Here is a 20,995-nt window from a genome sequence, read left to right as displayed (position 1 = left end):
ACCCGATGAACATCAATCTGCAACTCGACGCCCTGCGCAGCGCCTATCGCCTCGGCAACATCACGCCCCGTCAATTGCTGCTGGGCCTGCGTGACAAAGCCGCGGCGCTGAACCCGGACTATCACCTGTTCATCCACTTGCTCAGTGTTGAAGAACTGGAGCCGTACCTCGCCGCGCTCGACGGTCGCGACCTCGACAGCCTGCCACTGTACGGCGTGCCGTTCGCGATCAAGGACAATATCGACCTGGCGGGCATTCCCACCACGGCGGCGTGTCCAGCGTTTGCTTATGTGCCGCAGCGGTCGGCGACCATCGTCGAGCAGTTGCTGGCGCTGGGCGCGATCCCTTTGGGCAAGACCAATCTTGATCAGTTCGCTACCGGGTTGAATGGCAGCCGCTCGCCGTATGGCGCGTGCCCGAACAGCGTATTGCCGGAGTATCCGTCGGGCGGGTCCAGTGCCGGATCTTCGCTGGCGGTGGCGCTGGGTGTGGCGAGTTTTTCGTTGGGTACGGATACGGCGGGATCGGGACGTGTACCCGCGGCGCTGAACAATCTGGTTGGGTTGAAAGCCACCAAAGGATTGATCTCCACGGCGGGTGTGGTGCCGGCCTGTCGCACATTGGATTGCGTGACAACGTTTACCGCGACGGCTCGGGAAGCCAGTCAATTGCTGGCGCTCACCGCACACCTCGATCCGCGAGATGAATACAGCCGCCGCAACCCGCTGTGGAATGATGGCTCGGCGTTCGGCACGCCGCGGCCGTTCCGTTTCGGTGTGCCGCGTGCGCAGGATCTGGAATTCTTCGGCTGCCCTGAAGGGCCTTTGTTGTTCGGTGATGCCATCGATCGACTCAAGGCCTTGGGGGGTGAAGCGGTGGAACTGGATCTGACGCCGTTCCTCGAAGCGGCGCGGTTGCTCTATGAAGGCCCGTGGGTGGCGGAACGCTACAGCGTGGCCGGCGAGTTGATGGAGCAGAATCCCGAAGCCGTGTTGCCGGTGATTCGCACGGTGCTGGCCAAGGCACCGGCGGTGACGGGCGTGCAGGCGTTCCGTGCCCAGTATCGGCTGCAAGCCCTGAAGGCGCTGTGCGACCAGGCGCTGGAAAACCTTGATTGTGTCGTTACGCCCACTATCGGCCGCCCCGTTACGTTGGCGGAACTGGACGCCGAACCGGTGTTGCGCAATTCAGAACTGGGTTACTACACCAACTTCATGAACCTGCTGGATTACGCGGCCGTCGCGGTGCCGAGCGGATTTATGGGCAATGGTTTGCCGTGGGGCGTGACGGTGTTTGGTCGGGCGTTTACCGATCAGTATTTGTTGGGTGTGGCGGATGCTTTGCAGCGCCGTTCGGCTGAGCCTGCACCGACGACTGTCGCCCGTAATGATCGCGCACGACTGGTGGTGTGCGGCGCGCATCTGGATGGGTTGGCATTGAACTGGCAACTGAAGAAACGCGGGGCTCGGTTGATCGAGACGACGTTCAGTTCGCCGGACTATCAGCTGTATGCGTTGGCCGGTGGCCCGCCGTTTCGTCCGGGGATGGTGCGGGTGAAGGATGGCGGCGTGGCGATTGCGGTGGAGGTGTGGGAGTTGCCGAGCAGCGAGTTGGGCTCGTTTCTGACCGGCATACCGGCGCCGCTGGGGTTGGGCAAGGTGCAACTGGCGGACGGGTGTTGGGAAAGTGGGTTTATTTGTGAGGGGTATGGGTTGGAGGGGGCGGTCAATATCAGCCATTTCGGGGGATGGCGTGCATATCTGACAGATCTGCAGTGATTTCTCGATTCGCGGGCAAGCCCGCTCCCACAAGGGCCGCGTTATCCCTGTGGGAGCGGGCGTGCCCGAAAAGGCGTCGGTCCATGCGCCACAGCCCCTAATCCTTACCGATTCACCCTGCAAATGCAGGAGTCATTTCCCAGCAGTGCCATTAGAATGCCTGCCATCGGGTCACTGCCAACGGAATCGTCATGCCGCTTCACTCGCCGCTGTATTCGCAACGTTCGTTGGTCCTCACGCTCATCGCGTTGCTGGGCGCAGGCTTTCTGGCGACTTCGTTCCTCAGTTACTACGCCTCGCGAGCGTCCATCCGCGACAGCATCGTCAACACCGAACTGCCGCTGACATCGGACACGGTCTACTCGGAAATCCAGAAAGACCTTGTCAGACCGATCCTGATTTCCTCGATGATGTCCCGCGACACGTTCATGCGTGACTGGGTGGTAAACGGCGAGCAAGATCCCGAGAAAATGACCCGTTACCTCAACGAGGTCATGACCCACTACGGCGCCTACACGGCATTTTTCGTCTCCAACACCAGCCTCACTTACTACCACGCCAAGGGCGTGCTCAAACAGGTCAAGTCCACTGAACCCCGCGATGCCTGGTATTTCCGCGTCCGCGACATGGCCGATCCCTACGAGATCAACGTCGACCCGGACCTGGCCAACAAGGACAACCTGACCTTCTTCATCAACTACAAGGTCTACGACTACAACAACCGCTTCATCGGCGCCGCGGGCGTGGGTCTGACAGTCGATGCGGTGATCAAGCTGATCGACAAATATCAGCAGCGCTACCAGCGCAGCGTGTATTTCGTCGACAACTTCGGCCGCCTGGTGCTCACCGGCGCCGAGGGCGGCCCGCAAGGCGCACACATCGGCCAGAAACTCGGCGAACTCGACAGCATGAAAGGCCTGGTCAGCCAGCTGCCAAAACCCCACAGCGGCAGCTACGAATATTCCGTCCATGGCCAGGGACATTTCCTCAACGTGCGTTTCATTCCGGAGCTGAACTGGTACCTGTTCGTCGACAAGCGCGAAGACGGCGCTCTCAGTGAAATCCGCCAGTCGCTGTACCTCAATCTGCTGATTTGCCTGTTCGTCACGCTGATCGTGCTGGTTCTGCTCAACCGGGTGATCAAGCGTTACCAGGGCAAGATCCAGGCGCAAGCGACGCTTGATAGCCTGACCGAACTGCCGAACCGCCGGGGCTTCGACCTGCTGGCGGCGCAAGCCATGCTCGAAGCCCAGCGCGAGCCCAAGCCGCTGACCGCGTTATTGCTGGATCTGGACCACTTCAAGGTCTTGAACGACACCTACGGTCACTTGGCCGGCGATCAGGTGCTGATCGGCTTCGCGCGGGATCTGCAGAGTTGCCTGCGGCACTCCGACATCGTTTGCCGCTGGGGTGGTGAAGAGTTCATCGTGCTGCTCAAGGACACCGACGGTGAGACCGGTCTGATGATCGCCGAGAAAATTCGTCAACATGTCGAGCAACAGCGCTATGCCTACGACGGCAAGGAACTGCAGCTGACAGTCAGCATCGGCCTTACCACCTTGCAGGTCGATGAAACCTTGCACACCCTGCTGTCTCGGGCCGATCATGCGATGTACCGCGCCAAACAGGCCGGCCGTAACCGAACCTGCGTGGAAATGCCCCACTCCAGTTATGAATAATCCTGCATGAACAAGCCTGACCAATGCCCCGCCTGCGGCGCCTCCAACGCCTGCACCCTGGCCGACCCGCGCACTGTCGATCAAGCGTGTTGGTGTTTTGGCGTCAGTATCGATCCGGCGGTGCTCGAAGCGCTGCCGGCCGAACTGCGCGACAAGTCCTGCTTGTGCCCGCGTTGCGCCGAAGTCGAGGCGCAGTTGTAAGCAACCGCCCGGCTGATCACGTAAGATACGCGGCCCTTCTCCAACTGATCCCCAGCCATGCGCGTTGACCGTTTCCTCAGCAACCTGCCGCGCTTCAACCGTAAGCAGGTGCGCCTGTTGCTGGTGGAAAAGCGCGTTCGGGTTGACGGAAAAGTCGTCAGCGACCCGCATGCCGAGGTGCTCGAGTTCAGTCGCGTCGAGGTCGATGACGAAGTGCTGCAAGTCGGCAAACCTGCACGTTATTTCATGCTGCACAAGCCGCCGGGCTGCGTCAGCGCCACCCGCGACCCGGAGCACCCGACCGTACTTGACCTGATCCATGAGCCGGACAGCGATGACCTGCACATCGCCGGGCGCCTGGATTTCAACACCACCGGCCTGATGCTGATCACTAACGACGGCAGCTGGTCACGGCGCCTGACCCAACCGCAGACCAAACTGCCCAAGGTCTATTACGTCGAGACCGAGCAGGAGATTGGCCCGGAATACGCACTGAAATTCACCGAAGGCCTGTACTTCGCGTTCGAAGACCTCACCACACAACCTGCCGAGCTGGTCGTGCTCGGCCCGAAGTCAGCGCGACTGAGCATCGTCGAGGGCCGTTATCACCAGGTGAAGCGGATGTTCGGCCACTTCGACAACAAGGTGCTGCGCCTGCACCGCGAAAGCATGGGCCCGCTGGTGCTCGATAACGCGCTAAAACCGGGCGAGTACCGCGCATTGCGCACCGAAGAGATCCATTTGATCTAAGCAGCCTACCGCTCAGCAGAAGTTGTCGAACAATTTACGAATGACACTTGCGCGATGACGTGACCCCTGCTTGAATCAGGACGTCGGCCGAAATGTGACCGACGAGTCACAACATACTTCTAAGAAACTTTTTGCCGGTTAGAGAACCCTCAGGTTCCGCCTCAGACCGGCAGACTGCCCGCCAATAACAATACCCGTCGACCTGCTGTAACGGATCGACATGGGCCTCCAAATTTCAGGCGTATGCCTACCTGTCACAAAGCTCGTGCAATCTCATTTGCGCGCATACCCGCTTGCTTGGAGTCTGATGACATGAGGCCAGAAATCGCTGTGCTGGATATACAGGGTCAGTATCGGGTTTACACGGAGTTCTATCGCGCAGACGCCGCAGAGAAGACCATCATCCTGGTCAACGGCTCGATGGCCACGACTGCGTCGTTTGCACAAACCGTGAAAAATCTTCACCCGCAGTTCAATGTGGTCTGCTACGACCAGCCCTACGCGGGCAAGTCAAAAGCCCACAACCTGCATGAGAAATTGCTGACCAAGGAAGTCGAAGGGCAGATCCTCCTGGAGCTGATCGACCACTTCGCCGCCGAACACGTGCTGTCGTTTTCCTGGGGTGGCGCCGCGACCCTGGTCGCCCTGGCCCAGCAGCCACGGCGCATCGAAAAAGCCGTGATCAGCTCGTTCTCCCCGGAGATCAACGCGCACATGCTCGACTACCTCGAGCGCGGCATCGACTACCTCGGCAGCCGGGATGGCGATCGGGTCGGCAACCTGGTGAACAGCACCATCGGCAAACACTTGCCGACACTGTTCAAACGTTTCAACTATCGCCACGTCAGCTCGCTCGCCGAGCATGAATACGGGCAGATGCACTTCCACATCAGCGACCTGCTCCACAGCGATCGCCAGTGCTTCCTCAAGGCCGCAGAAAAAATCAACGTACCCGTGCTGTTCATGAACGGCGAATGGGACGAATACACCGCCGCCGATGGCGCCCGGTTGTTCGCCAACCACGTGCAAAACGCCACCTTCAGCACCTTGCAGGCTACCGGCCACTTTCTCGACATGGAGCACAAAGCTGCCTGCCGAGACAGCCGCGACGCATTGCTGGGCTTCCTGAAACCGGCGCAACACGCCAGCCGACCGCGTTACCACTACGTCCAGGACCAACATGCATTGGCCATCTGAAACTGAGTCATCGCGAGCAAGCTTCGCCCTACAGTGTTGAATGCATTCCTGTAGGCACGAGGCTTGCCCGTGATAGACCGTTTCACCTGCGCTAAACGCATCGCGCGCAAAGAAAAACTTCATTTCCACGCGCACATCTGGTACAAAGTCAGCCGCTCTGAGCGGGTGTCGTATAATGGCATTACTCCAGCTTCCCAAGCTGATAACGAGGGTTCGATTCCCTTCACCCGCTCCAATCGAATTTTTGTCTCACGTTGTTTTTTGACGGGGGATGCAGGTAAATAAAAAACCGGCCTTGATGGCCGGTTTTTTTGCGTCTGGGGTTTGGTGGAATTGCCTTTTGCCCTTGGGGCAGTTACGACTAAGCTGAGATTCGTTAACGTTTTTTTGGGGAATGACAGTTTTAGTATCAAAATTCACACAGGATTAGTATTTTCGCATCGTAGAAAATTAACGCTTTCGCGAAATATTGGTGTTTTATTAGCGTTTTCATTACCCCGTTAAGGAATTCGTCAAATGCCAGTCGGTTTCAAAGCACTCACCGATCGCTACGACATCGCACTTGCACAGCCACTGCGTGTCGAGTCTGAAATCGGCACTGCTCGTCTCAGCCGCGAAAGTGACGGGAACGTGGAGAACCGGTATCCGGCAAGCTACCGGCCCGCAGACGATTTCGCAGGACATTTCGAATTCGGTCTCAAATACGAAGAGATTCATCTTGAGTTCTTCGCTCGCCTGTTTGCGGCAACAGGCCCGCAACCTATTGAAGACTGGTGTCGACGAGAGCCTTTCGGCCAGTACGCACGGCGCACCGGGTTCCTTTACGAATGGCTGACAGGGGAACGTCTGGATGTGCCTGACGTGACCAATGGCCCCTATGTCGATGCACTTTCGCCCGAAAAATACCTGACTCGTTGCGAGTCACTGCGAACACGACGCTGGCGAATCAACAACAACCTGCCGGGGACGGCTGAGTTCTGCCCTTTGGTTCGTCGTACGGCGGCAGTGCAGGAAGCGTTGCAGTTCGATTTACGCGCGGCTTTGGATGAGTTGGATCAAGTCTTTGGTGCCGACATCCTGATGCGTACAGCCAGTTGGCTGACATTCAAGGAATCGCGCGCAAGTTTTCTCATCGAAAAGGAAGCCGATCAGACAGATCGCATCCAGCGGTTTGCCCATGTCATTGCCCAACACTGCGGTCATATCGAAAACCCGTTGAGTAACGCCAGCCTGCACGCTCTGCAAGCCGACATTCTGGGGCGTGATGCCATCGGACTGGGCTTGCGCCGCTCTCCTGTGTTTGTGGGTCAGGCCACGATGCGCGAGGACATCGTGCATTACATCGCCCCCCACTCCGCAGATCTTGCGCAGCTACTGGCAGGACTCAACGAGTTCGAGGTCGTAACGCGTGGCGCGGAGTCACTGGCACGTGCCGCTGTGTTGGCATTTGGCTTCGTGTACATCCATCCCATGCGCGATGGCAACGGCCGGATTCATCGCTTCCTGATCAACGACACCCTGATTCGGGATAAAGCAGTGCCCGACGGCGTGATCCTGCCGGTGTCGGCCACCATCACCAGTTCGATCGACTTCCGGGCCGGCTACGATCGAACGCTCGAAGTGTTCTCGCGACCATTTATGCGACGTTACGCGACGGCCTACCGATTCGGCGAACTCGTGACCTACGAGGATGGTACTCCCAGCAACTTCATTTTCGATGAATACGAGGACGCGTGTTTTGCCTGGCGATATCCCGATCTGACCGAGCACGTCCTGTACACCGCACGCGTCATCGAACACACGATTCGAAAGGAAATGGCGGATGAAGCCAGAGTACTGGTGATCTTTCAGCGAGCTCAAGAGCAGCTGAAAGAGGTACTTGAGATGCCGAACCAGGATGCGAACCGCATCATCCGCTCCATCAAGGAGAATGGCTGGGTAGTGTCCGGCAAGCTAAAGAAGGGGTACCCGCAGCTTGAAGATGAGGGCATGGCTGAACGTGTCGTGGAGGCGGTGCGTTCTGCGTTTGAGGATCGGGCGATGGGGACTGGTGAGGTGTGATTTTTGGTGGATACCAGCAGAATCATATGGCGGTCGACCGACACCTTATGGCCGCGCCTCGACAAAGCCAGGTTGCACCAGATCGAGCGTGGCGACGTACAGGTCGATAAGCCGAACCCGTTGATAAATAAATCCGTCACCCACGTAAATCACTCACCCAGGCGTAAATCATTGACAGGACGGGACAGACTGCGCCAGTACTCCTAGTCCTTCCGCTCTACCATCTGCTTTATTTTTACGGCCTTTTCAAAATGGTCGAGCTTGTGCTCAGCGATCCACCACTGGGCGGCTTCCATTAAAAGCACTGGATCATCATTTTTGTTTGCAAAGAAAGCATAGAACGAGAGCCCGACAGTCGGCCCCTTCTGCTCCATTTTCTTGTTGCAGACCTCGATCATCTTTTGCCTCAAGCTTTCTCGCATCGTTTCTCTCAATCCGTTAATGGTCTCGGTCGCGGCCAAATTCAATACCGATTGCTCATCTTCTGGGGCTTCGAGCGAAGCCGACTTTCAGAAAGGCAAGGTCCTACACGACGGTGGGAATTGTCCGTAGACTTGCGCATTGCTGTCCATTTGCATCGAGGCCTATAGTCAAGCCGGCGCCAAAATGGCGCTTCGGGTTTGGCGACTCGATCCAATGAACAAAAGCTTCCGAGCAGTTTTCGGATCGCTTTAAAGCACTTGGCTGCCTGCTTTTTGGTGGCTGTGCGCGGGAGACCTTCGGGTCTGCCGGGTTGTCCATTGTCCGGTTCGCCAACCTGCGTACAGCTGCCACCCTTTGTAGTGGTCAACTAATCCCGGACACGACGTTAAGTTTTTCTTCGGCCCGAGCTGGCGCCAGTCCATCGTTGAATTGATGGGGCCGAATCCAGTTGTACCGATGCATCAAGAAATCACTGATATCGCGTTGGGCTTCTTGAGCAGTCCTGTAGCCCGTGGTCGGTATCCATTCTGTTTTCAAGCTGCGGAACACGCGCTCCATCGGCGCGTTGTCCCAGCAATTTCCCCGACGACTCATGCTCTGACGCATTCGATAACGCCACAGTCGCTGGCGAAATAAACGACTCGCATACTGCGACCCTTGATCAGAGTGAAACAGCAGGCCCCGAGGCCTTCCTCGTTGTTCGTAGGCCATATCCAGCGCCTTGATAGCCAGCTCGGCGTCCGGCTTTTCCGACAACGCCCAGCCCACCACCCGGCGCGCGCAAAGATCCATCACGACAGCCAGATAATGCCATTTCCCCTGAGCCCAAATGTAGGTGATGTCGCCGCACCACACTTGGTTGGGTGCCGGGACATCGAACTCCCGATTCAAGATGTTCGGGATATCCAACCGCTCAACCGTCGCCCGTTTATAAGCATGAGACCCTGGCTGTTTGCTCACGAGGTCAAGCTCACGCATCAAGCTGCGTACTTTGAACCGACCGAGTTGCTCACCATCGTCACGCATCAACGAGAGAATGCTACGGCTGCCGGCAGCACTGCGACTTTGCGAAAACAACTCGCTCACCCGGCTGCGTAGCCGAAGCCGTTCGACATCAGGCGTTCGACGCTTGAGGCGGTGGGCGTAGTAACTTGAGCGGTTGATTTCAAACACTTGGCACAGCCAATCAACCGGCTCGTGGACGCTCAGCTGATTGATCAGCGCGTACGCTCGTGATCTTCCGACATCAAGAGCGCGGTAGCCTTTTTTAGTATCGATTTCTCCCGTTCAAGGCGGGCGATCCGGGCTTCCAGCTCCTGGATTTTCTGCTGCTCTGATGTCAGCGCTTTGCTCTGCGGAGTAACGCCTTGGCGTTCCTTCTGAACCTGGTCAACCCAACGGCGCAGGGCCGACTCGCCGACGCCGAGTGAACGGCTGGCTTCGATGTAGCTGTAGTTTTGCTTGAGCACGAGGTCGGCAGCCTCGCGTTTGAACTCAGCGGAAAAGGAACGGCGTTGTTTGGTCATCTGACACCTCGATCTGGCGAGCATTCTCGCCTAAATGGGTGTCCGGTTTCATTAGACCACTACACTTTTCGTTTGGCGACGATTGAGTGGTAGACCTCTTAACCCAATGGAGCTCTACTCATGAACGAATACATGGCTTTAACCAGCAACGCCGACGACCTTCCCTCGCTCTACGTCAACACCACCCAACCGCTGCATTCACTGCTCAGCACCGCCAGTTACAGAATCAGGGCCGTGACGCAGATTCTCGAAAATCTCGCAATGCGAGGCGACATTACCACCGATGCGGTCATCCTCAGCGACTTTGCATTGCTCTGTTGCGTGCCCTTGCGCGACGGTTGTGATGTGCTGGATGTCATTGCTCGACGTATGGATGCAGAACCGTCTTGACGTGATTTGGGGGCGCCTTTCGGGGTGTCCTCAATTTGTAGCAGCTGGCGAAGCCTGCGTTCGGCTGCGCAGCAGTCGTAAAACCTGAGCGCGAGGTCCTTCTGAAATACCACATTGTCCGATTTCACGACTGCTTCGCAGCCGAACGCAGGCTTCGCCAGCTGCTACAGTTTGTGTCGTTCCTTAACTAATCGGCATTAACCGAACTGCCATTTTTTATCTGATGGACCTCGCTTACAAATCCCCAACGCTCAACCCGTTTCCCCTCATCGCCCAACCCGCTAGCATCTCCCTATCTTCAACTCCCCTCTCCCTTGCGCGGCCATCGACGAACACGCGCCATCACTCTCCGAGGGAACCCAATCGGCCGCACGCCAAGTGCCGCCTATGAACGATCTCAACAGAGCCTTCCAAACATGACTCAAAACATCTACGACGACCCGGAGTTTTTCCAGCGCTACAGCCAGATGGCTCGCTCCATCGGCGGCTTCGATTCAGCTCCCGAATGGCCTGCGCTCAACGCAATGCTGCCTCCCATGAAAGGCCTGAAGGTGGTCGATCTCGGCTGCGGTTACGGCTGGTTCTGCCGCTGGGCCAGTGAACACGGCGCCGATAGCGTGCTCGGTCTGGACGTCTCGGAAAAAATGCTGGAGCAGGCACGCAGGACGACGTCGCAAACCAATATCCAATACGCCCGCGCCGATCTGGAACAACTCGACCTGCCCGCAGCCAGTTTTGACCTCGCCTACAGCTCTCTGGCGCTGCACTACATCAAGGATCTCACAGGTCTGTTCACCAAAATCCATGAGGCCCTGAAACCCGGTTCACGTTTCGTATTTTCCATCGAGCACCCAATCTTCATGGCGCCGCGCAATCCGGGCTGGCTGATTGATAGCGAAGGGAACAAGCGCTGGCCGCTGGACAGCTATCAACGGGAAGGCGAACGGGTGACCAACTGGTTGGCCGAAGGCGTGATCAAACAGCACCGCACCATAGGCACGTTGCTGAATACGCTGATTGGCGCAGGTTTCAGCATCCGACAGGTCAACGAATGGGGCCCGAGCGATGCCGAGGTGGCGGCACAACCGGCCCTGGCCGAAGAGCGGGAGCGGCCGATGATGTTGCTGGTCAGCGTGCAGCGCTGAGGGTCACGCCGGGGCATCGTAATTTTTGCGTATGAATTCCCGATACCCGGTAAAGACAACGTATCGCCGCGTTGGGCGTGTCCAAGGATGCCTTATTCTGCCGGCTCACCGTTCACCTAGAGATCAACATGGACAATTCGGAGTTGGGGATCATGATCATTTCGATGATTGGGTTGTTCGGCTTTGCTTCTTTTATTTTTGAGTACTTGAGTGCCCGGCAAAGGGACAGATAACGTTCGGCGTGATCTGTCCCTTTCTGCGCTAGCGAGTCGCAACGATAAACAACCGCGGGAACGGCAACAGCACCGAACCATCACTCAACGCCGGATAAGCCCGCTCGATGGCGGCGTGATACTGCTTGAGGTATTGCGCCTTTTCCGCGTCATTCAGCGGTTCGAGAAACGGCCGCAAGCCGCTGCCCTTGAACCACTCGACCACGCCCGACGCACCGCCCGCGAGCGGGTGATGGTAGGTGGTGCGCCACACGTCGATTCGCGCACAGTGCGGTCGCAGCATCGAGAAGTAATCGCTGGCGCTCGCCATGTCCGTGCGTTGCCCGGCGGCGTCCGCCAACTTGCTGGCCCACGGCCCATCTGCAGCGACTTCGCGCATCAGCCGATGGGACGGCTCGTTGAGGTTGTCGGGCATCTGAATGGCCAGGCTGCCGCCTTGGGTCAGTCGGGCGGCCAGCGATGGCAGTAACGTCGCGTGGTCGGGCACCCACTGCAACACCGCGTTGGCGAAAATCACATCGAACGGCCCCGGCTCGTTCCAGGTATCGATGTCAGTCGTGTCGAATTGCAGCTGTGGCAAGCGCTTGCGGGCGGCCTCAATCATATCGGTCGAACTGTCCAGGCCACGCACAACGGCATTGGCGAAGCGCTCCACCAGCAACTCGGTCGAATTGCCGGGGCCGCAACCGATGTCGATGGCCGAACGCGCGTCCACGGGCGGAATCGCCGCGAGCAAATCACGGGCCGGGCGGGTGCGTTCATCTTCAAAAGCGACGTATTGTTTGGCGGACCAACTCATTGCGTTCTCCTGTCCGTGCGTTGTTGTGGCCAGCGGCGCACAACCGGTTCGCTACGATACCTCGACCGGCGCGCCCTGCCCTATCCGACCTATGGCGCAAGAGGTTTTGAGTGAGCGGTTTTTTATCGCCAAATCATCGGAGGTCATAACTATATCGACCGTTCGTCGAGCGACAGGCCAATCAATTTTGACAGCCTATGTTTCGCATCTATAGTCCTAATCGCGGCCTGTCGGAAGGAACCCGACTTATCAATTTGCACGCAGGAGCAAGGCCAATTTATCTCCCGTGATCGGTGGGTTCCGCCCGTAGTGTTTTCGCAACGGCCGCAAGGCAAGCAAGCGTTGTTGTGCCTGGAAAGATGCCAGGCATTCACTATGAAAATGGAGCGTTACTATGTCTCGAGTCACGGATGTACTTGTTTCAATCGACACTGAAACCATTCTGAAAAACTACCCGAACATCAGCAAAAATCCCGCCTCGCCGACGCTGATCGACGTCAATCATGTGTACATGGTGACCAACCGCGACAACGTGATCAATGGCCAGGCCGGTGGCGAACTGAATTTGAAAGCTCAGGTGGGTGACCTGATTCGCTGGCGTGAAACCAGCCTGTCGCAGAGCTTTGAGACGGCAGTGATTTTCTACAAATTCATTGGCAACGTCGGCAATGAATTGATCTCCACCCCCACGCCACGCAAGGCTACCGCCTGCGTCGCCGTTCCCAACACCAGCAACCCGTCGGTGCCGAGCTGCCAGAAAGTCGATAACCATTACTGGTCTTCGGAAACCCTGTCGTGCGGCAGCGTGACCTACCACTTCCACTTCCTGATCGTGGATCGCGACTGCAAGATCGTTGGTTGCTGCTCGTGGGATCCGTTCATTACCATCCGTAACTGACGATGGTCTGGCCCCTTGGCAACGAGGGGCCTGCCGAGTTCGTTGCCGCCTCGACAGGAACGGGATGTCTTGCATGAACCGAAGCGGCTGCCGTTGTGCATAAACATCATGAAAGGAATCCATGATGACTTCCGAACCGATCAAATCCCCTTCATCCAGTATCGCGACTGCCCACAATGTGTTGCTGGTTGTCGATGCCGAGTCGCTGCTTTTACGCTATCCAGAACCCAGTCTTGAGCCGGAAAACCCGACGTTGATTGCAGATGGCTTCATCTTTTCCATCAACGGATCTCCGATACCACAAAGTACAATAAATGACAGCTCTATTACGCTAACCTTCGGCACAGGATCGGCTTTCCGTATCCGCAGCAGAACCGTCAGTTTGCTCGCTGAGCACAGCGTGGTGTTTTACGGGATGTCTGTTGGCGATGCCGGCGTACTTTCGACGCCTGAATTGGTGGTTAAGGAAAACCTGACCGTGCCTGCACCCGATCCTGAAAACCCGACCGAACCGGGCAGCCATACGGCCGATGATCATTATTGGCAGTGCACACAGTTGGCCGCTGGGGTTGAGGCGTGCGAGCTGGACTTTATGCTGATTGATAAAAGCTGCGAAGCGCTGGGGTACTTCCGCTGGGCGGTTGATGTGAAGTTGACGGACTGATCCAGTATCAGGATTTTGCCTGTCATATAAATCGACGCGATCTGTAGCAGCTGGCGAAGCCTGCGTTCGGCTGCGCAGCAGTCGTAAAACCTGAGTTTGCGGTCTTCCTGAAACACCGCACTGTTTGATTTCACGACTGCTGCGCAGCCGAACGCAGGCTTCGCCAGCTGCTACAAAACTTCGTCGAGACCAAATGTAAGTAGAATTTTCAACCCGCCGTCGCTGTCTGAAAATCAGGCGCATCCTTATAAGGAACACGGCAATGAAATTCGCAAAGATCTCGCAGAAGCTCGCCCTGTGGGCCGGCAGCCCCAAGACGTTTATGGGGGCTTTGATTCTGATTGCGCTGTGGGGGTTGAGCGGGCCGATTTTTGATTACAACGATACCTGGCAGCTGATCATCAACACATCCACAACAATCATCACGTTCCTGATGGTGTTCCTGATCCAGAACACGCAGAACCGCGACACCGACATCCTGCACCTGAAAATCGATGAGTTGCTGCGGGTAAACAAGGAAGCGCAGAACGCGATGCTGGGGCTTGAGGCACTGGACCTCAAGCAACTGGAGGCGCTGCGTAAACACTATCGCGCCATGGGCGAAAAAGAAGTGCATGGCCTGGCAGGGCTGGCAGCTTCGAGCAAGCGCAAACAGGATTTGAATGAGTGCTGAGCACAAACAAAACGGCGCGTGATGTGAATCACGCGCCGTTTGCGTCCAACACCGTTAATCGCTTGGTCTAACGACTGGCCTGCAACGCTCTGGCCATTTCCAGGTGGTTCTGCAGTTTGGGTAAGGTTTCCTCAGCGAAGGCTTTGATTTCCGGGACGTCGGTGGTCTGAGCGACTTGTTGAAGCTGCTCGATGGCTTCCTGGGTCGTCTTCACCTGACTGGCGGTATAAGCCTGGTCAAAGGAGGTACCGTCCTTCACTTCCGGCATCAACGCTTTGGCCTTGTCGACCACTTCTTCCCGAGGAGCCACCGGCAAATCCAGCTGCTTGGCGATTTTCGCCAGATGCTGGTTGGCGGTCGTTCGGTCGTTGATAACCACGATGGTGTAGTCCTTGACCTCTTTGGATTCGGATTTCTGGTGCGCCAGGCGACTGGCTTCGATGTCGGCCATGCCTTTGGCCGAGGCGTCGTTGATGAATTCGGCGGGCGACTGGGCGAAGGCACTGTTGGCAAACAGGCCCAGCAACGTGACAAAACTGGCAGTGCGTAATCGGGTGGCCATCCGGCTCATGGTCGCGCCCTCCTTCTGAAAAAATTCAAGCGGGAGCTTTCGCCCCCGCCTCTCAATCAAAACTACCTTCACCGACTATTTCGATTTCTGACCGCCTTTGCGGCCCATATCGGGTTTCGCAGGGTCTTTATCGACAGTCGTAGTGGTAGTTTTCCCACCTTTGCGACCGGCTTCAGACGCCTTCGTTCGATCATTGGCGAAGTTTCCCGAGTTCGAGTTTCTTGAGTTAGGCATGATTCTCTACCTCTTGGTGATGATCGCGGCGAGCAGGAGCCCGCATAGAATCTGAATTTCGATCGCCACAAAGGTTTAGAAAAAATGAAATCGCTGCGACGAACGGTGGCCGGTTTTTCAGACACCGAGGCGCTGGTGATTTCGGCGCTTGGCCGCGTACATGGCCTCATCGGCATGCCGGAAAAGCTGCTTTTCTTCGGTGCCATGCTCGGGGTAATGCGCGACGCCGATACTCGGCTGAATATTCACGTTGTGCCCGTCCAGACGCAGGGGTTGCGCCAGCACCTGACGGATTTTTCCCGCGACGTTGTCAGCGTCTTCCGAGGCGTGAATGCTGTGCAACAACACCACGAACTCATCCCCACCAATGCGCGCCACCGTGTCGGTCTCGCGCACACAGCCCTTGAGCCGATTGGCCACCGCTTGCAACAGCATGTCGCCGACCGCATGGCCGTGGGTGTCGTTGACCTCCTTGAAGCGGTCGAGGTCGACGTACAGCAATGCCATCCGTCCGGAATCCGTGCGAGCCAGCGCCAGTGAGTCTTTGAGCCGGTCGCGCAGCAACGCTCGGTTGGGCAGTTGAGTCAGTTGGTCGTATTGGGCCATGCGTTGCAGGCGGGCGTGCAATTGCTTGCGCTCGATCGCGGTGGCGACCTGAGCGCAGACGTATTGCAGCAATTCCTTGTCTTGCTCGGTGTAGCGCTCGCCACCCGGCACACTTTTGACGATCAGCGCGCCGATGGTGCCGTTTTGCGAACTCAATGGCACACCCAGCCAGCAAGGTGCATCCGGCCCGGCGACCAGCACCTCGAACCCTTCTGGCGGGTTGTCCTGGTCCGGGGTCAGCAACATCGGCAGGCCGCTGCGGATCACTTCGGCGCAGAGGCGGCCGGTGATGGTGCCGGGCTGCTCAGGTTGCAGTTCATGGTCGTTGACGTGATACGGGAAATTCAGCTGCGCACAGTGCTCGTCATACAGCGCCACGGAGAAATTCAGCGCCGGCAGCCACTCGCCGATGATCAAGTGGATGCGCTTGAACAACGCCAGCAAATCTTCCGCCGCGTGGGCCGCTTCGGAGATTGCGTACAACGCCGCTTGTCGGGACTCGGCCTGCTTACGTTCGGTAATGTCCCGGGCCACGGCAATGCGCAACTGATCGACCTCAGACCAGCGCGCCGACCACAGGATATGCACCACCGCGCCGTCCTTGCGCAGGTAGCGGTTTTCGAAGTTGAGTTTGGGATCGCCGCCCATGATCTCGCGCGCGGCGTCGAGGGTGCGCTGGCGATCGGCGGGATGCACCATGTCAATCATCGGTCGGCCGATCAGTTCGTCCGCGGTGTAACCGAAAATACGCTCACACGCCGCACTGACAAATACGAAGCGACCTTGTTTATCCACCGCACAGACGGCGTCCAGCAACAGATCGATGTAGCTCGCCAACGGCGCGGAATTTCTGGTTGCCATGGTGCGATGAGCGTGTCCGGACAATGCAGCAAAAAGAACCCTCCCTGACCGTTCAGTACAGCTGACGCATCCGTGCGCTCAACCTCAAGCCTTGTTCGTCACCAGCCCTGGCAGTGCATGAGCGAGGGCATTGATGGCGAAACCGATAAACATCACCCCGCATAACCGGGTGATTGCCAGTTCATGGCGCTGATACAAGGTGCGAACCTGCCGGGCACCGACAATGCCAATGAGGATAGCGTAGGCCATGAGGCCACCGACAAAGCTCAAGACAATCAACCACGGCAACATTGACCAGTGCAACAACTCCGCACGACTCGACAACAGCGCCGTGAACGTCGCCACCGCCACGGGGTAAGCCTTCGGATTGGTCAGGCCGAACAGAATGCCGTGCCAAAAGGGCTGGCGAGCCGGGCCTTGAGGTGCGTCGGCGCTGCTGCGCTTCGCCCGTATCGCGCGCAAGCCGAGCCAAAACAGGTACAGACCGCTGAGCACGCCCAACACATCGAACGCCGTACTGCCGATTTCCCGTGCGCCGACGATGGCGATCAGCGCCGTGCTGCACCAGACCACGTCCCCCAACAAATGCCCACAGAGAAACCCTGCCCCAGCCCGCCGTCCACGCGCCGCACCGATGCCAAACACCGCCAACACACCCGGCCCCGGCGTGATGCCGTAGATAAAACCCGAGGCGAGAACGGCCATTAGCAGCGATGGGGTCATTGGAAAACCTTTTAACTATTCGGTGAATGGGCGCAAGTCTATATCAGGTCCCGGGAATAACGACTGACTGATCGTCGAAGAACTTCATTCCCGCGTACGGACGCTCGCGGCAGGCTGCCAGCCGGGACGCCAGGTCCCCGACGTGGGCTTCGAGCTTGTGGCCGTCCGGGTCGAGGAAATAGAAGGACGCGCCTTCACTGCGGTTGTCGCGCCATTCTTGTACGTTGGCGAATCGCAGGTGTTCGACGAACACGGGGAAATCCATCGCGCTGATGGTGAACGCGTAATGGCTGTAGTCGGCGGCGGGGTCCGAGTTGCGCAGCGGATCAACGGACAGGCACAGCCACAAACCCGGCAACGAGAGATAGGCGCCCGTGTCCCAAGAAGCTTCGAGGCGCAGTTGCAGCAGGTCTCGATAGAACGCCACGCTGCGGTTCAGGTCGGTGACGGCGAGGGTCAGGTGGTTGAGGCCTGTCAGCAATTTGTTCACCTCAACGGTTAATTGATGAGCCGGTGGTAAGGTCGCTTCGCACTATCCCCTCCCCAATCCGCCCATTCAACCAGTTCAACGCCTGATCCCCGCCCCGCCGCTTGTGCCAGACCAACACAAACGTAAACGACGGAATATGAAACGGCGGCGCAACCACGATCAACGAGCGCTCATCAATCTCGCGCAGCCCACGGGAAGCAACGGTAAGAATCAAATCCGTGCCGCTGATGAATTCCGGGGCGACGCTCCAGTGCGGCAGGCTGATCGCGACGCGACGGCGTTCCCGCAAAGCCGTCAGGGCGCGTTCGATTTCCGGGGTGCCGCTGCCGCGCATTTCCAGCAGGACGTGTGGCCGCGCAAGGTAGGTCGGCAGGTCGAGCACACCATTGGCAGGCAAGCTGTTGCGGTCCACGAGGCAGGCGTAGTGCTCTTCGAACAGCGGGGTGCTGCGCAGCTCGTTCGGCAGTTCTGGAAAGACACCCGCCGCGACGTCTATGTCACCGTTGAGTACCGCGTCGAGCATGCCTTCGCGGCTGGCGTGGCTGATTTGGAGGTCGATGCCCGGCGCTTCCCGGCGCAACGTCCGAATCAGCCCCGGCAGGACGATGGCGGCGCCATAGTCGGACATCGCCAGACGAAACGTACGCTTGGCCGTGGCCGGGTCGAAGGCGTTTGGCGCCAGCAGGGATTGCACTTGAGCGAGTGCTTCGGCCAAAGGCGCGATCAACTCCAGGGCTCGCGGGGTGGGTACGAGCGTGGCGCCCGCACGCACCAGAAGAGGATCGCCCAGCAAGTCGCGCAACCTCGCCAGGGCATGACTGACCGCCGGTTGGCTCAGGTGCAAGCGCTCGGCTGCCCGGGTGACGTGCTGCTCGCTGAGCAAGGCGTCGAGGATTACCAGCAAGTTGAGGTCGATACGCCGAAGATCATTCATCTCATGCATGTTCTGGATAACAATTTGGAATTTAAATCTGCGCGACGAATACTCTAGAGTCCAGTAAAACCTGTTGGAGAATGAGCATGAGTACGTTGCATTGGGCCGGGCTGTTGCTGCTGGCCGTGGTGGCCGGGGCAGTGGTGCCGTTTCAGAGTGCGATCAACGCCAACCTCACGCGTGGGTTGGGTCATCCGTTGTGGGCGACGCTCGCGTCGTTGCTGGTGAGTATCGTGGTGTTGTTGCCGATCATGTTGGCGTTGCGCTTGCCGCTGCCGTCAATGGCGTTCATCAGCAAGGCGCCGTTGTGGATGTGGGCCGGTGGTGCGTTCGGGGTGTGTTTTATTTCGTTGGCGCTGATGCTGCTGCCCAAGCTTGGGGCGTCGGGATTTATTGCGTTGGCGCTGGCGGGACAGGTGGTGGCTTCACTGGTGCTGGATCACTTTGGGCTTTTTGGGCTGGTGGAGCGGCAGATGACCTTGCCGCGGGTGTTGGGGGCAGTTTTGTTGATAGCGGGGGTGGCGTTGATTCAGTTCAGTGCCACATCGGCGAAGGGGTTGGTGGCGGCGGGTTGAGCGGGGACTGTCAGGCCGCCTTCGCGAGCAAGCCCGCTCCCACAGTTGATCGGCGGCGTGGCACAGATCGAGTGTGGGAGCGGGCTTGCTCGCGAAGGCGGCCTGAACAGCACCGCAGATTCAGAACTTGTCGAGCGTGCGCAGCTTCTGCGGCAACCCCCACAGCAGCAGCGCAACGGCGATCAACGCGCAGACAGCAATGACATACAGCGCCGGGGTAGTGCTGCCAGTCAGGTCCTTGATCCGCCCGACCATGACCGGGCTGACGATGCCGCCGAACTGGCCGAGGGTGTTGATCACCGCGATCCCGCCAGCAGCCCCGGCGCCAGCACCGGCCAGCAGTTTTGGCGGCAGGGTCCAGAAGCTTGGGATGGACGCGATGATCCCGGCACCAAGCAAGCCCAGCGCGACAATCAGGAAGGTCGTGTGGTTGGCGAAGATCCCGGCGCAGAAGAAACCTACCGCACCCACCGCCACCAGCCCCGCGACAAACTTGCGCCGCTCCCCGGTCGAGTCGGACAGCCGCCCGATCACCACCATGCTGATGGCGCCGCAGATGTAAGGAATGGCGGTCAGCAAGCCGATCATCACCGGGCTCTCGGTGCCGGCACTGCGGATCAGTTGCGGCGCCCAGAAATTCAAGCCGTAGGACGCCACCTGAATCAGGAAGTAGATCAGCCCCAAGGTCAGGAATCCCGGGATCCGCAACGCGGCGAGCAGCGAGCCGCCGCTCTTGTGCGGTTCATGGTGCGCAATGCGGCTGGCCAGCAGGGTTTTCTCCGACGGCGTCAGCCAGTGGGCGTCTTCGATGCGGTCCTTGAGCAAGGTTAGCACCAGCAAACCAAGGCCAATGCAGGGCACGCCGCCCAGCAGGAACAGCCAGTGCCAGCCGCGCATGTCCATAAAGCCGTCGAGGTGTTGCAGCACCAACCCGGAGAACGGTGCACCGACCAGACCGGCAAATGCCGACGACAGGAACAGCATCGAGGTGATGCGACCGCGATAGTGCTGCGGGAACCACAGCGTCAGGTAATACAGCACGCCGGGGGCAAAACCGGCTTCCATCGCGCCGATCACGAAGCGCAGCGCGTAGAACTGCCATTCGCTGTTGACGAAGACCATCGCGGCGGTGGCGAGGCCCCAGGACATCATGATCCGGGCGATCCAGCGCCGGGCGCCGACCTTGTACAGCATCATATTGCTCGGCACTTCGAAGATCACGTAACCGACCACGAACAGCCCGGCACCGAGGCCGTAAGCGGTGTCGCTGAGGCTCAAGTCGGCCTGCAGCTGGAACTTGGCGAAGCTGATGTTGATGCGGTCGAAAAAGGCGAACAGGTAGCAGACCATGATCAGCGGCATCAGGCGCCAGGCGACCTTGCTGACCAGGGCTTTCTCTTCGTCGTGGTTAACGGACGGGCTCGCGCCCGCCTCCAGTACATTGAGGCTCATGGTGCTTTCTCCAGGCGGACTTCCCTTGGGTGTCCGATTGTTTTTGTTGTCTGGTTGAGATGCTGCTTTCTGTAGGAGCGAGGCTTGCCCGCGAAGGCGATGTGTCAGGTCTCACCGCTGCTGAATGGCAGA

General features: G+C 58.4%; 22 protein-coding genes and 1 tRNA gene. 13 read left to right on the top strand and 10 right to left on the bottom strand.

Annotated elements, in window-relative coordinates; all coding sequences use genetic code 11:
- Positions 1 to 5: 5 nt before the first annotated feature.
- The 7 genes from atzF to ACA053_RS06570 all read left to right on the top strand — a co-directional run bounded on the left by atzF (position 6) and on the right by ACA053_RS06570 (position 7,666).
- Positions 6 to 1,778 (top strand): allophanate hydrolase, encoded by a 1,773-nt coding sequence (gene atzF, locus ACA053_RS06600; RefSeq protein ID WP_497394782.1) that lies wholly within the window; start codon positions 6 to 8, stop codon positions 1,776 to 1,778.
- A 191-nt stretch (positions 1,779 to 1,969) separates the two neighbouring features.
- Positions 1,970 to 3,457 (top strand): sensor domain-containing diguanylate cyclase, encoded by a 1,488-nt coding sequence (locus tag ACA053_RS06595; protein ID WP_497316179.1) that lies wholly within the window; start codon positions 1,970 to 1,972, stop codon positions 3,455 to 3,457.
- A 6-nt stretch (positions 3,458 to 3,463) separates the two neighbouring features.
- The gene (locus ACA053_RS06590) at positions 3,464 to 3,658 is read left to right on the top strand and encodes a cysteine-rich CWC family protein (protein ID WP_094468699.1); all 195 of its coding nucleotides are present in this window, start codon (positions 3,464 to 3,466) and stop codon (positions 3,656 to 3,658) included.
- A 57-nt stretch (positions 3,659 to 3,715) separates the two neighbouring features.
- Complete coding sequence (locus ACA053_RS06585) at positions 3,716 to 4,408, top strand: pseudouridine synthase (protein ID WP_497394781.1); 693 nt, start codon at positions 3,716 to 3,718, stop codon at positions 4,406 to 4,408.
- 312 nt (positions 4,409 to 4,720) lie between these two features.
- Entirely contained in the window at positions 4,721 to 5,605 is an 885-nt protein-coding gene (locus ACA053_RS06580) for an alpha/beta fold hydrolase (RefSeq protein WP_109628374.1), read from the top strand.
- Between the two features lie 161 nt (positions 5,606 to 5,766).
- Positions 5,767 to 5,840, top strand: a tRNA-Gly gene (locus ACA053_RS06575).
- A gap of 281 nt (positions 5,841 to 6,121) precedes the next feature.
- Positions 6,122 to 7,666, top strand: coding sequence for a Fic family protein (locus ACA053_RS06570; RefSeq protein WP_497394780.1), 1,545 nt, complete (start codon positions 6,122 to 6,124; stop codon positions 7,664 to 7,666).
- A gap of 203 nt (positions 7,667 to 7,869) precedes the next feature.
- Here the strand turns inward: ACA053_RS06570 and ACA053_RS06565 are convergent, their stop codons facing one another.
- The gene (locus ACA053_RS06565) at positions 7,870 to 8,133 is read right to left on the bottom strand and encodes a DUF6500 family protein (RefSeq protein WP_497394779.1); all 264 of its coding nucleotides are present in this window, start codon (positions 8,131 to 8,133) and stop codon (positions 7,870 to 7,872) included.
- Between the two features lie 319 nt (positions 8,134 to 8,452).
- Positions 8,453 to 9,615 (bottom strand): IS3 family transposase gene (locus ACA053_RS06560; RefSeq protein WP_497394283.1). Its coding sequence is split into 2 segments (ribosomal slippage): positions 8,453 to 9,360 and positions 9,360 to 9,615, totalling 1,164 coding nucleotides; the frame shifts between segments, so codons are not numbered across the junction.
- Between the two features lie 120 nt (positions 9,616 to 9,735).
- On the opposite strand from ACA053_RS06560, the gene ACA053_RS06555 reads away from it, so the two are divergent.
- Both ACA053_RS06555 and ACA053_RS06550 read left to right on the top strand, forming a co-directional pair.
- Positions 9,736 to 10,005, top strand: a complete 270-nt coding sequence (locus ACA053_RS06555; RefSeq protein WP_403098904.1) for a short-chain dehydrogenase — start codon at positions 9,736 to 9,738, stop codon at positions 10,003 to 10,005.
- Between the two features lie 416 nt (positions 10,006 to 10,421).
- A complete protein-coding gene (locus ACA053_RS06550) occupies positions 10,422 to 11,150 on the top strand; it encodes a class I SAM-dependent methyltransferase (RefSeq protein ID WP_497394778.1) in 729 nt (242 codons plus the stop codon).
- A gap of 261 nt (positions 11,151 to 11,411) precedes the next feature.
- Here ACA053_RS06550 and tam read toward each other — a convergent pair whose 3' ends face one another.
- A complete protein-coding gene (gene tam, locus ACA053_RS06545; RefSeq protein WP_497394777.1) occupies positions 11,412 to 12,182 on the bottom strand; it encodes a trans-aconitate 2-methyltransferase in 771 nt (256 codons plus the stop codon).
- 394 nt (positions 12,183 to 12,576) lie between these two features.
- Between tam and ACA053_RS06540 the strand changes: the two genes are divergently transcribed.
- The 3 genes from ACA053_RS06540 (at position 12,577) to ACA053_RS06530 (ending at position 14,417) form a co-directional block, all read left to right on the top strand.
- The gene (locus ACA053_RS06540) at positions 12,577 to 13,080 is read left to right on the top strand and encodes an inclusion body family protein (RefSeq protein ID WP_090181110.1); all 504 of its coding nucleotides are present in this window, start codon (positions 12,577 to 12,579) and stop codon (positions 13,078 to 13,080) included.
- Positions 13,081 to 13,204: 124 nt separating this feature from the next.
- Positions 13,205 to 13,744, top strand: a complete 540-nt coding sequence (locus tag ACA053_RS06535; protein WP_497394776.1) for an AidA/PixA family protein — start codon at positions 13,205 to 13,207, stop codon at positions 13,742 to 13,744.
- 262 nt (positions 13,745 to 14,006) lie between these two features.
- Positions 14,007 to 14,417, top strand: coding sequence for a low affinity iron permease family protein (locus ACA053_RS06530; protein WP_109628365.1), 411 nt, complete (start codon positions 14,007 to 14,009; stop codon positions 14,415 to 14,417).
- Positions 14,418 to 14,484: 67 nt separating this feature from the next.
- Here ACA053_RS06530 and ACA053_RS06525 read toward each other — a convergent pair whose 3' ends face one another.
- From ACA053_RS06525 to ACA053_RS06500, 6 genes are all read right to left on the bottom strand, one after another.
- Complete coding sequence (locus ACA053_RS06525) at positions 14,485 to 14,988, bottom strand: DUF4142 domain-containing protein (protein WP_109628364.1); 504 nt, start codon at positions 14,986 to 14,988, stop codon at positions 14,485 to 14,487.
- Positions 14,989 to 15,063: 75 nt separating this feature from the next.
- Positions 15,064 to 15,222 (bottom strand): KGG domain-containing protein, encoded by a 159-nt coding sequence (locus tag ACA053_RS06520; protein ID WP_010462447.1) that lies wholly within the window; start codon positions 15,220 to 15,222, stop codon positions 15,064 to 15,066.
- 117 nt (positions 15,223 to 15,339) lie between these two features.
- Positions 15,340 to 16,689 carry a sensor domain-containing protein gene (locus tag ACA053_RS06515; RefSeq protein ID WP_497394775.1) on the bottom strand — a complete coding sequence of 450 codons (1,350 nt, stop codon included), beginning with the start codon at positions 16,687 to 16,689 and terminating at the stop codon, positions 15,340 to 15,342.
- An 84-nt stretch (positions 16,690 to 16,773) separates the two neighbouring features.
- On the bottom strand, positions 16,774 to 17,412 hold the full coding sequence (locus tag ACA053_RS06510) for a LysE family translocator (RefSeq protein ID WP_010462451.1): 639 nt from the start codon (positions 17,410 to 17,412) through the stop codon (positions 16,774 to 16,776).
- A 43-nt stretch (positions 17,413 to 17,455) separates the two neighbouring features.
- Complete coding sequence (gene fos, locus ACA053_RS06505; protein WP_497394774.1) at positions 17,456 to 17,893, bottom strand: fosfomycin resistance glutathione transferase; 438 nt, start codon at positions 17,891 to 17,893, stop codon at positions 17,456 to 17,458.
- 10 nt (positions 17,894 to 17,903) lie between these two features.
- Positions 17,904 to 18,845, bottom strand: a complete 942-nt coding sequence (locus ACA053_RS06500) for a LysR substrate-binding domain-containing protein (RefSeq protein WP_497394773.1) — start codon at positions 18,843 to 18,845, stop codon at positions 17,904 to 17,906.
- A gap of 77 nt (positions 18,846 to 18,922) precedes the next feature.
- Here ACA053_RS06500 and ACA053_RS06495 point away from each other — a divergent pair, with 77 nt between their 5' ends.
- On the top strand, positions 18,923 to 19,411 hold the full coding sequence (locus tag ACA053_RS06495) for a DMT family transporter (protein WP_497316157.1): 489 nt from the start codon (positions 18,923 to 18,925) through the stop codon (positions 19,409 to 19,411).
- Positions 19,412 to 19,531: 120 nt separating this feature from the next.
- On the opposite strand, the gene ACA053_RS06490 is transcribed toward ACA053_RS06495, so the two are convergent.
- Positions 19,532 to 20,863 carry an MFS transporter gene (locus ACA053_RS06490; protein WP_497394772.1) on the bottom strand — a complete coding sequence of 444 codons (1,332 nt, stop codon included), beginning with the start codon at positions 20,861 to 20,863 and terminating at the stop codon, positions 19,532 to 19,534.
- Positions 20,864 to 20,995 lie beyond the last annotated feature (132 nt).

It is taken from the genome of Pseudomonas sp. LBUM1672 (genome assembly GCF_059695655.1).
This window is presented reverse-complemented; position numbering and strand designations above follow the sequence as displayed.

Coding starts and splice junctions, on each gene's coding strand:
- atzF (WP_497394782.1), top strand. CDS start 6: ATGAACATCAATCTGCAACTCGACGCCCTGCGCAGCGCCTATCGCCTC.
- ACA053_RS06595 (WP_497316179.1), top strand. CDS start 1,970: ATGCCGCTTCACTCGCCGCTGTATTCGCAACGTTCGTTGGTCCTCACG.
- ACA053_RS06590 (WP_094468699.1), top strand. CDS start 3,464: ATGAACAAGCCTGACCAATGCCCCGCCTGCGGCGCCTCCAACGCCTGC.
- ACA053_RS06585 (WP_497394781.1), top strand. CDS start 3,716: ATGCGCGTTGACCGTTTCCTCAGCAACCTGCCGCGCTTCAACCGTAAG.
- ACA053_RS06580 (WP_109628374.1), top strand. CDS start 4,721: ATGAGGCCAGAAATCGCTGTGCTGGATATACAGGGTCAGTATCGGGTT.
- ACA053_RS06570 (WP_497394780.1), top strand. CDS start 6,122: ATGCCAGTCGGTTTCAAAGCACTCACCGATCGCTACGACATCGCACTT.
- ACA053_RS06555 (WP_403098904.1), top strand. CDS start 9,736: ATGAACGAATACATGGCTTTAACCAGCAACGCCGACGACCTTCCCTCG.
- ACA053_RS06550 (WP_497394778.1), top strand. CDS start 10,422: ATGACTCAAAACATCTACGACGACCCGGAGTTTTTCCAGCGCTACAGC.
- tam (WP_497394777.1), bottom strand. CDS start 12,182: ATGAGTTGGTCCGCCAAACAATACGTCGCTTTTGAAGATGAACGCACC.
- ACA053_RS06540 (WP_090181110.1), top strand. CDS start 12,577: ATGTCTCGAGTCACGGATGTACTTGTTTCAATCGACACTGAAACCATT.
- ACA053_RS06535 (WP_497394776.1), top strand. CDS start 13,205: ATGACTTCCGAACCGATCAAATCCCCTTCATCCAGTATCGCGACTGCC.
- ACA053_RS06530 (WP_109628365.1), top strand. CDS start 14,007: ATGAAATTCGCAAAGATCTCGCAGAAGCTCGCCCTGTGGGCCGGCAGC.
- ACA053_RS06525 (WP_109628364.1), bottom strand. CDS start 14,988: ATGAGCCGGATGGCCACCCGATTACGCACTGCCAGTTTTGTCACGTTG.
- ACA053_RS06520 (WP_010462447.1), bottom strand. CDS start 15,222: ATGCCTAACTCAAGAAACTCGAACTCGGGAAACTTCGCCAATGATCGA.
- ACA053_RS06515 (WP_497394775.1), bottom strand. CDS start 16,689: ATGGCAACCAGAAATTCCGCGCCGTTGGCGAGCTACATCGATCTGTTG.
- ACA053_RS06510 (WP_010462451.1), bottom strand. CDS start 17,412: ATGACCCCATCGCTGCTAATGGCCGTTCTCGCCTCGGGTTTTATCTAC.
- ACA053_RS06500 (WP_497394773.1), bottom strand. CDS start 18,845: ATGCATGAGATGAATGATCTTCGGCGTATCGACCTCAACTTGCTGGTA.
- ACA053_RS06495 (WP_497316157.1), top strand. CDS start 18,923: ATGAGTACGTTGCATTGGGCCGGGCTGTTGCTGCTGGCCGTGGTGGCC.
- ACA053_RS06490 (WP_497394772.1), bottom strand. CDS start 20,863: ATGAGCCTCAATGTACTGGAGGCGGGCGCGAGCCCGTCCGTTAACCAC.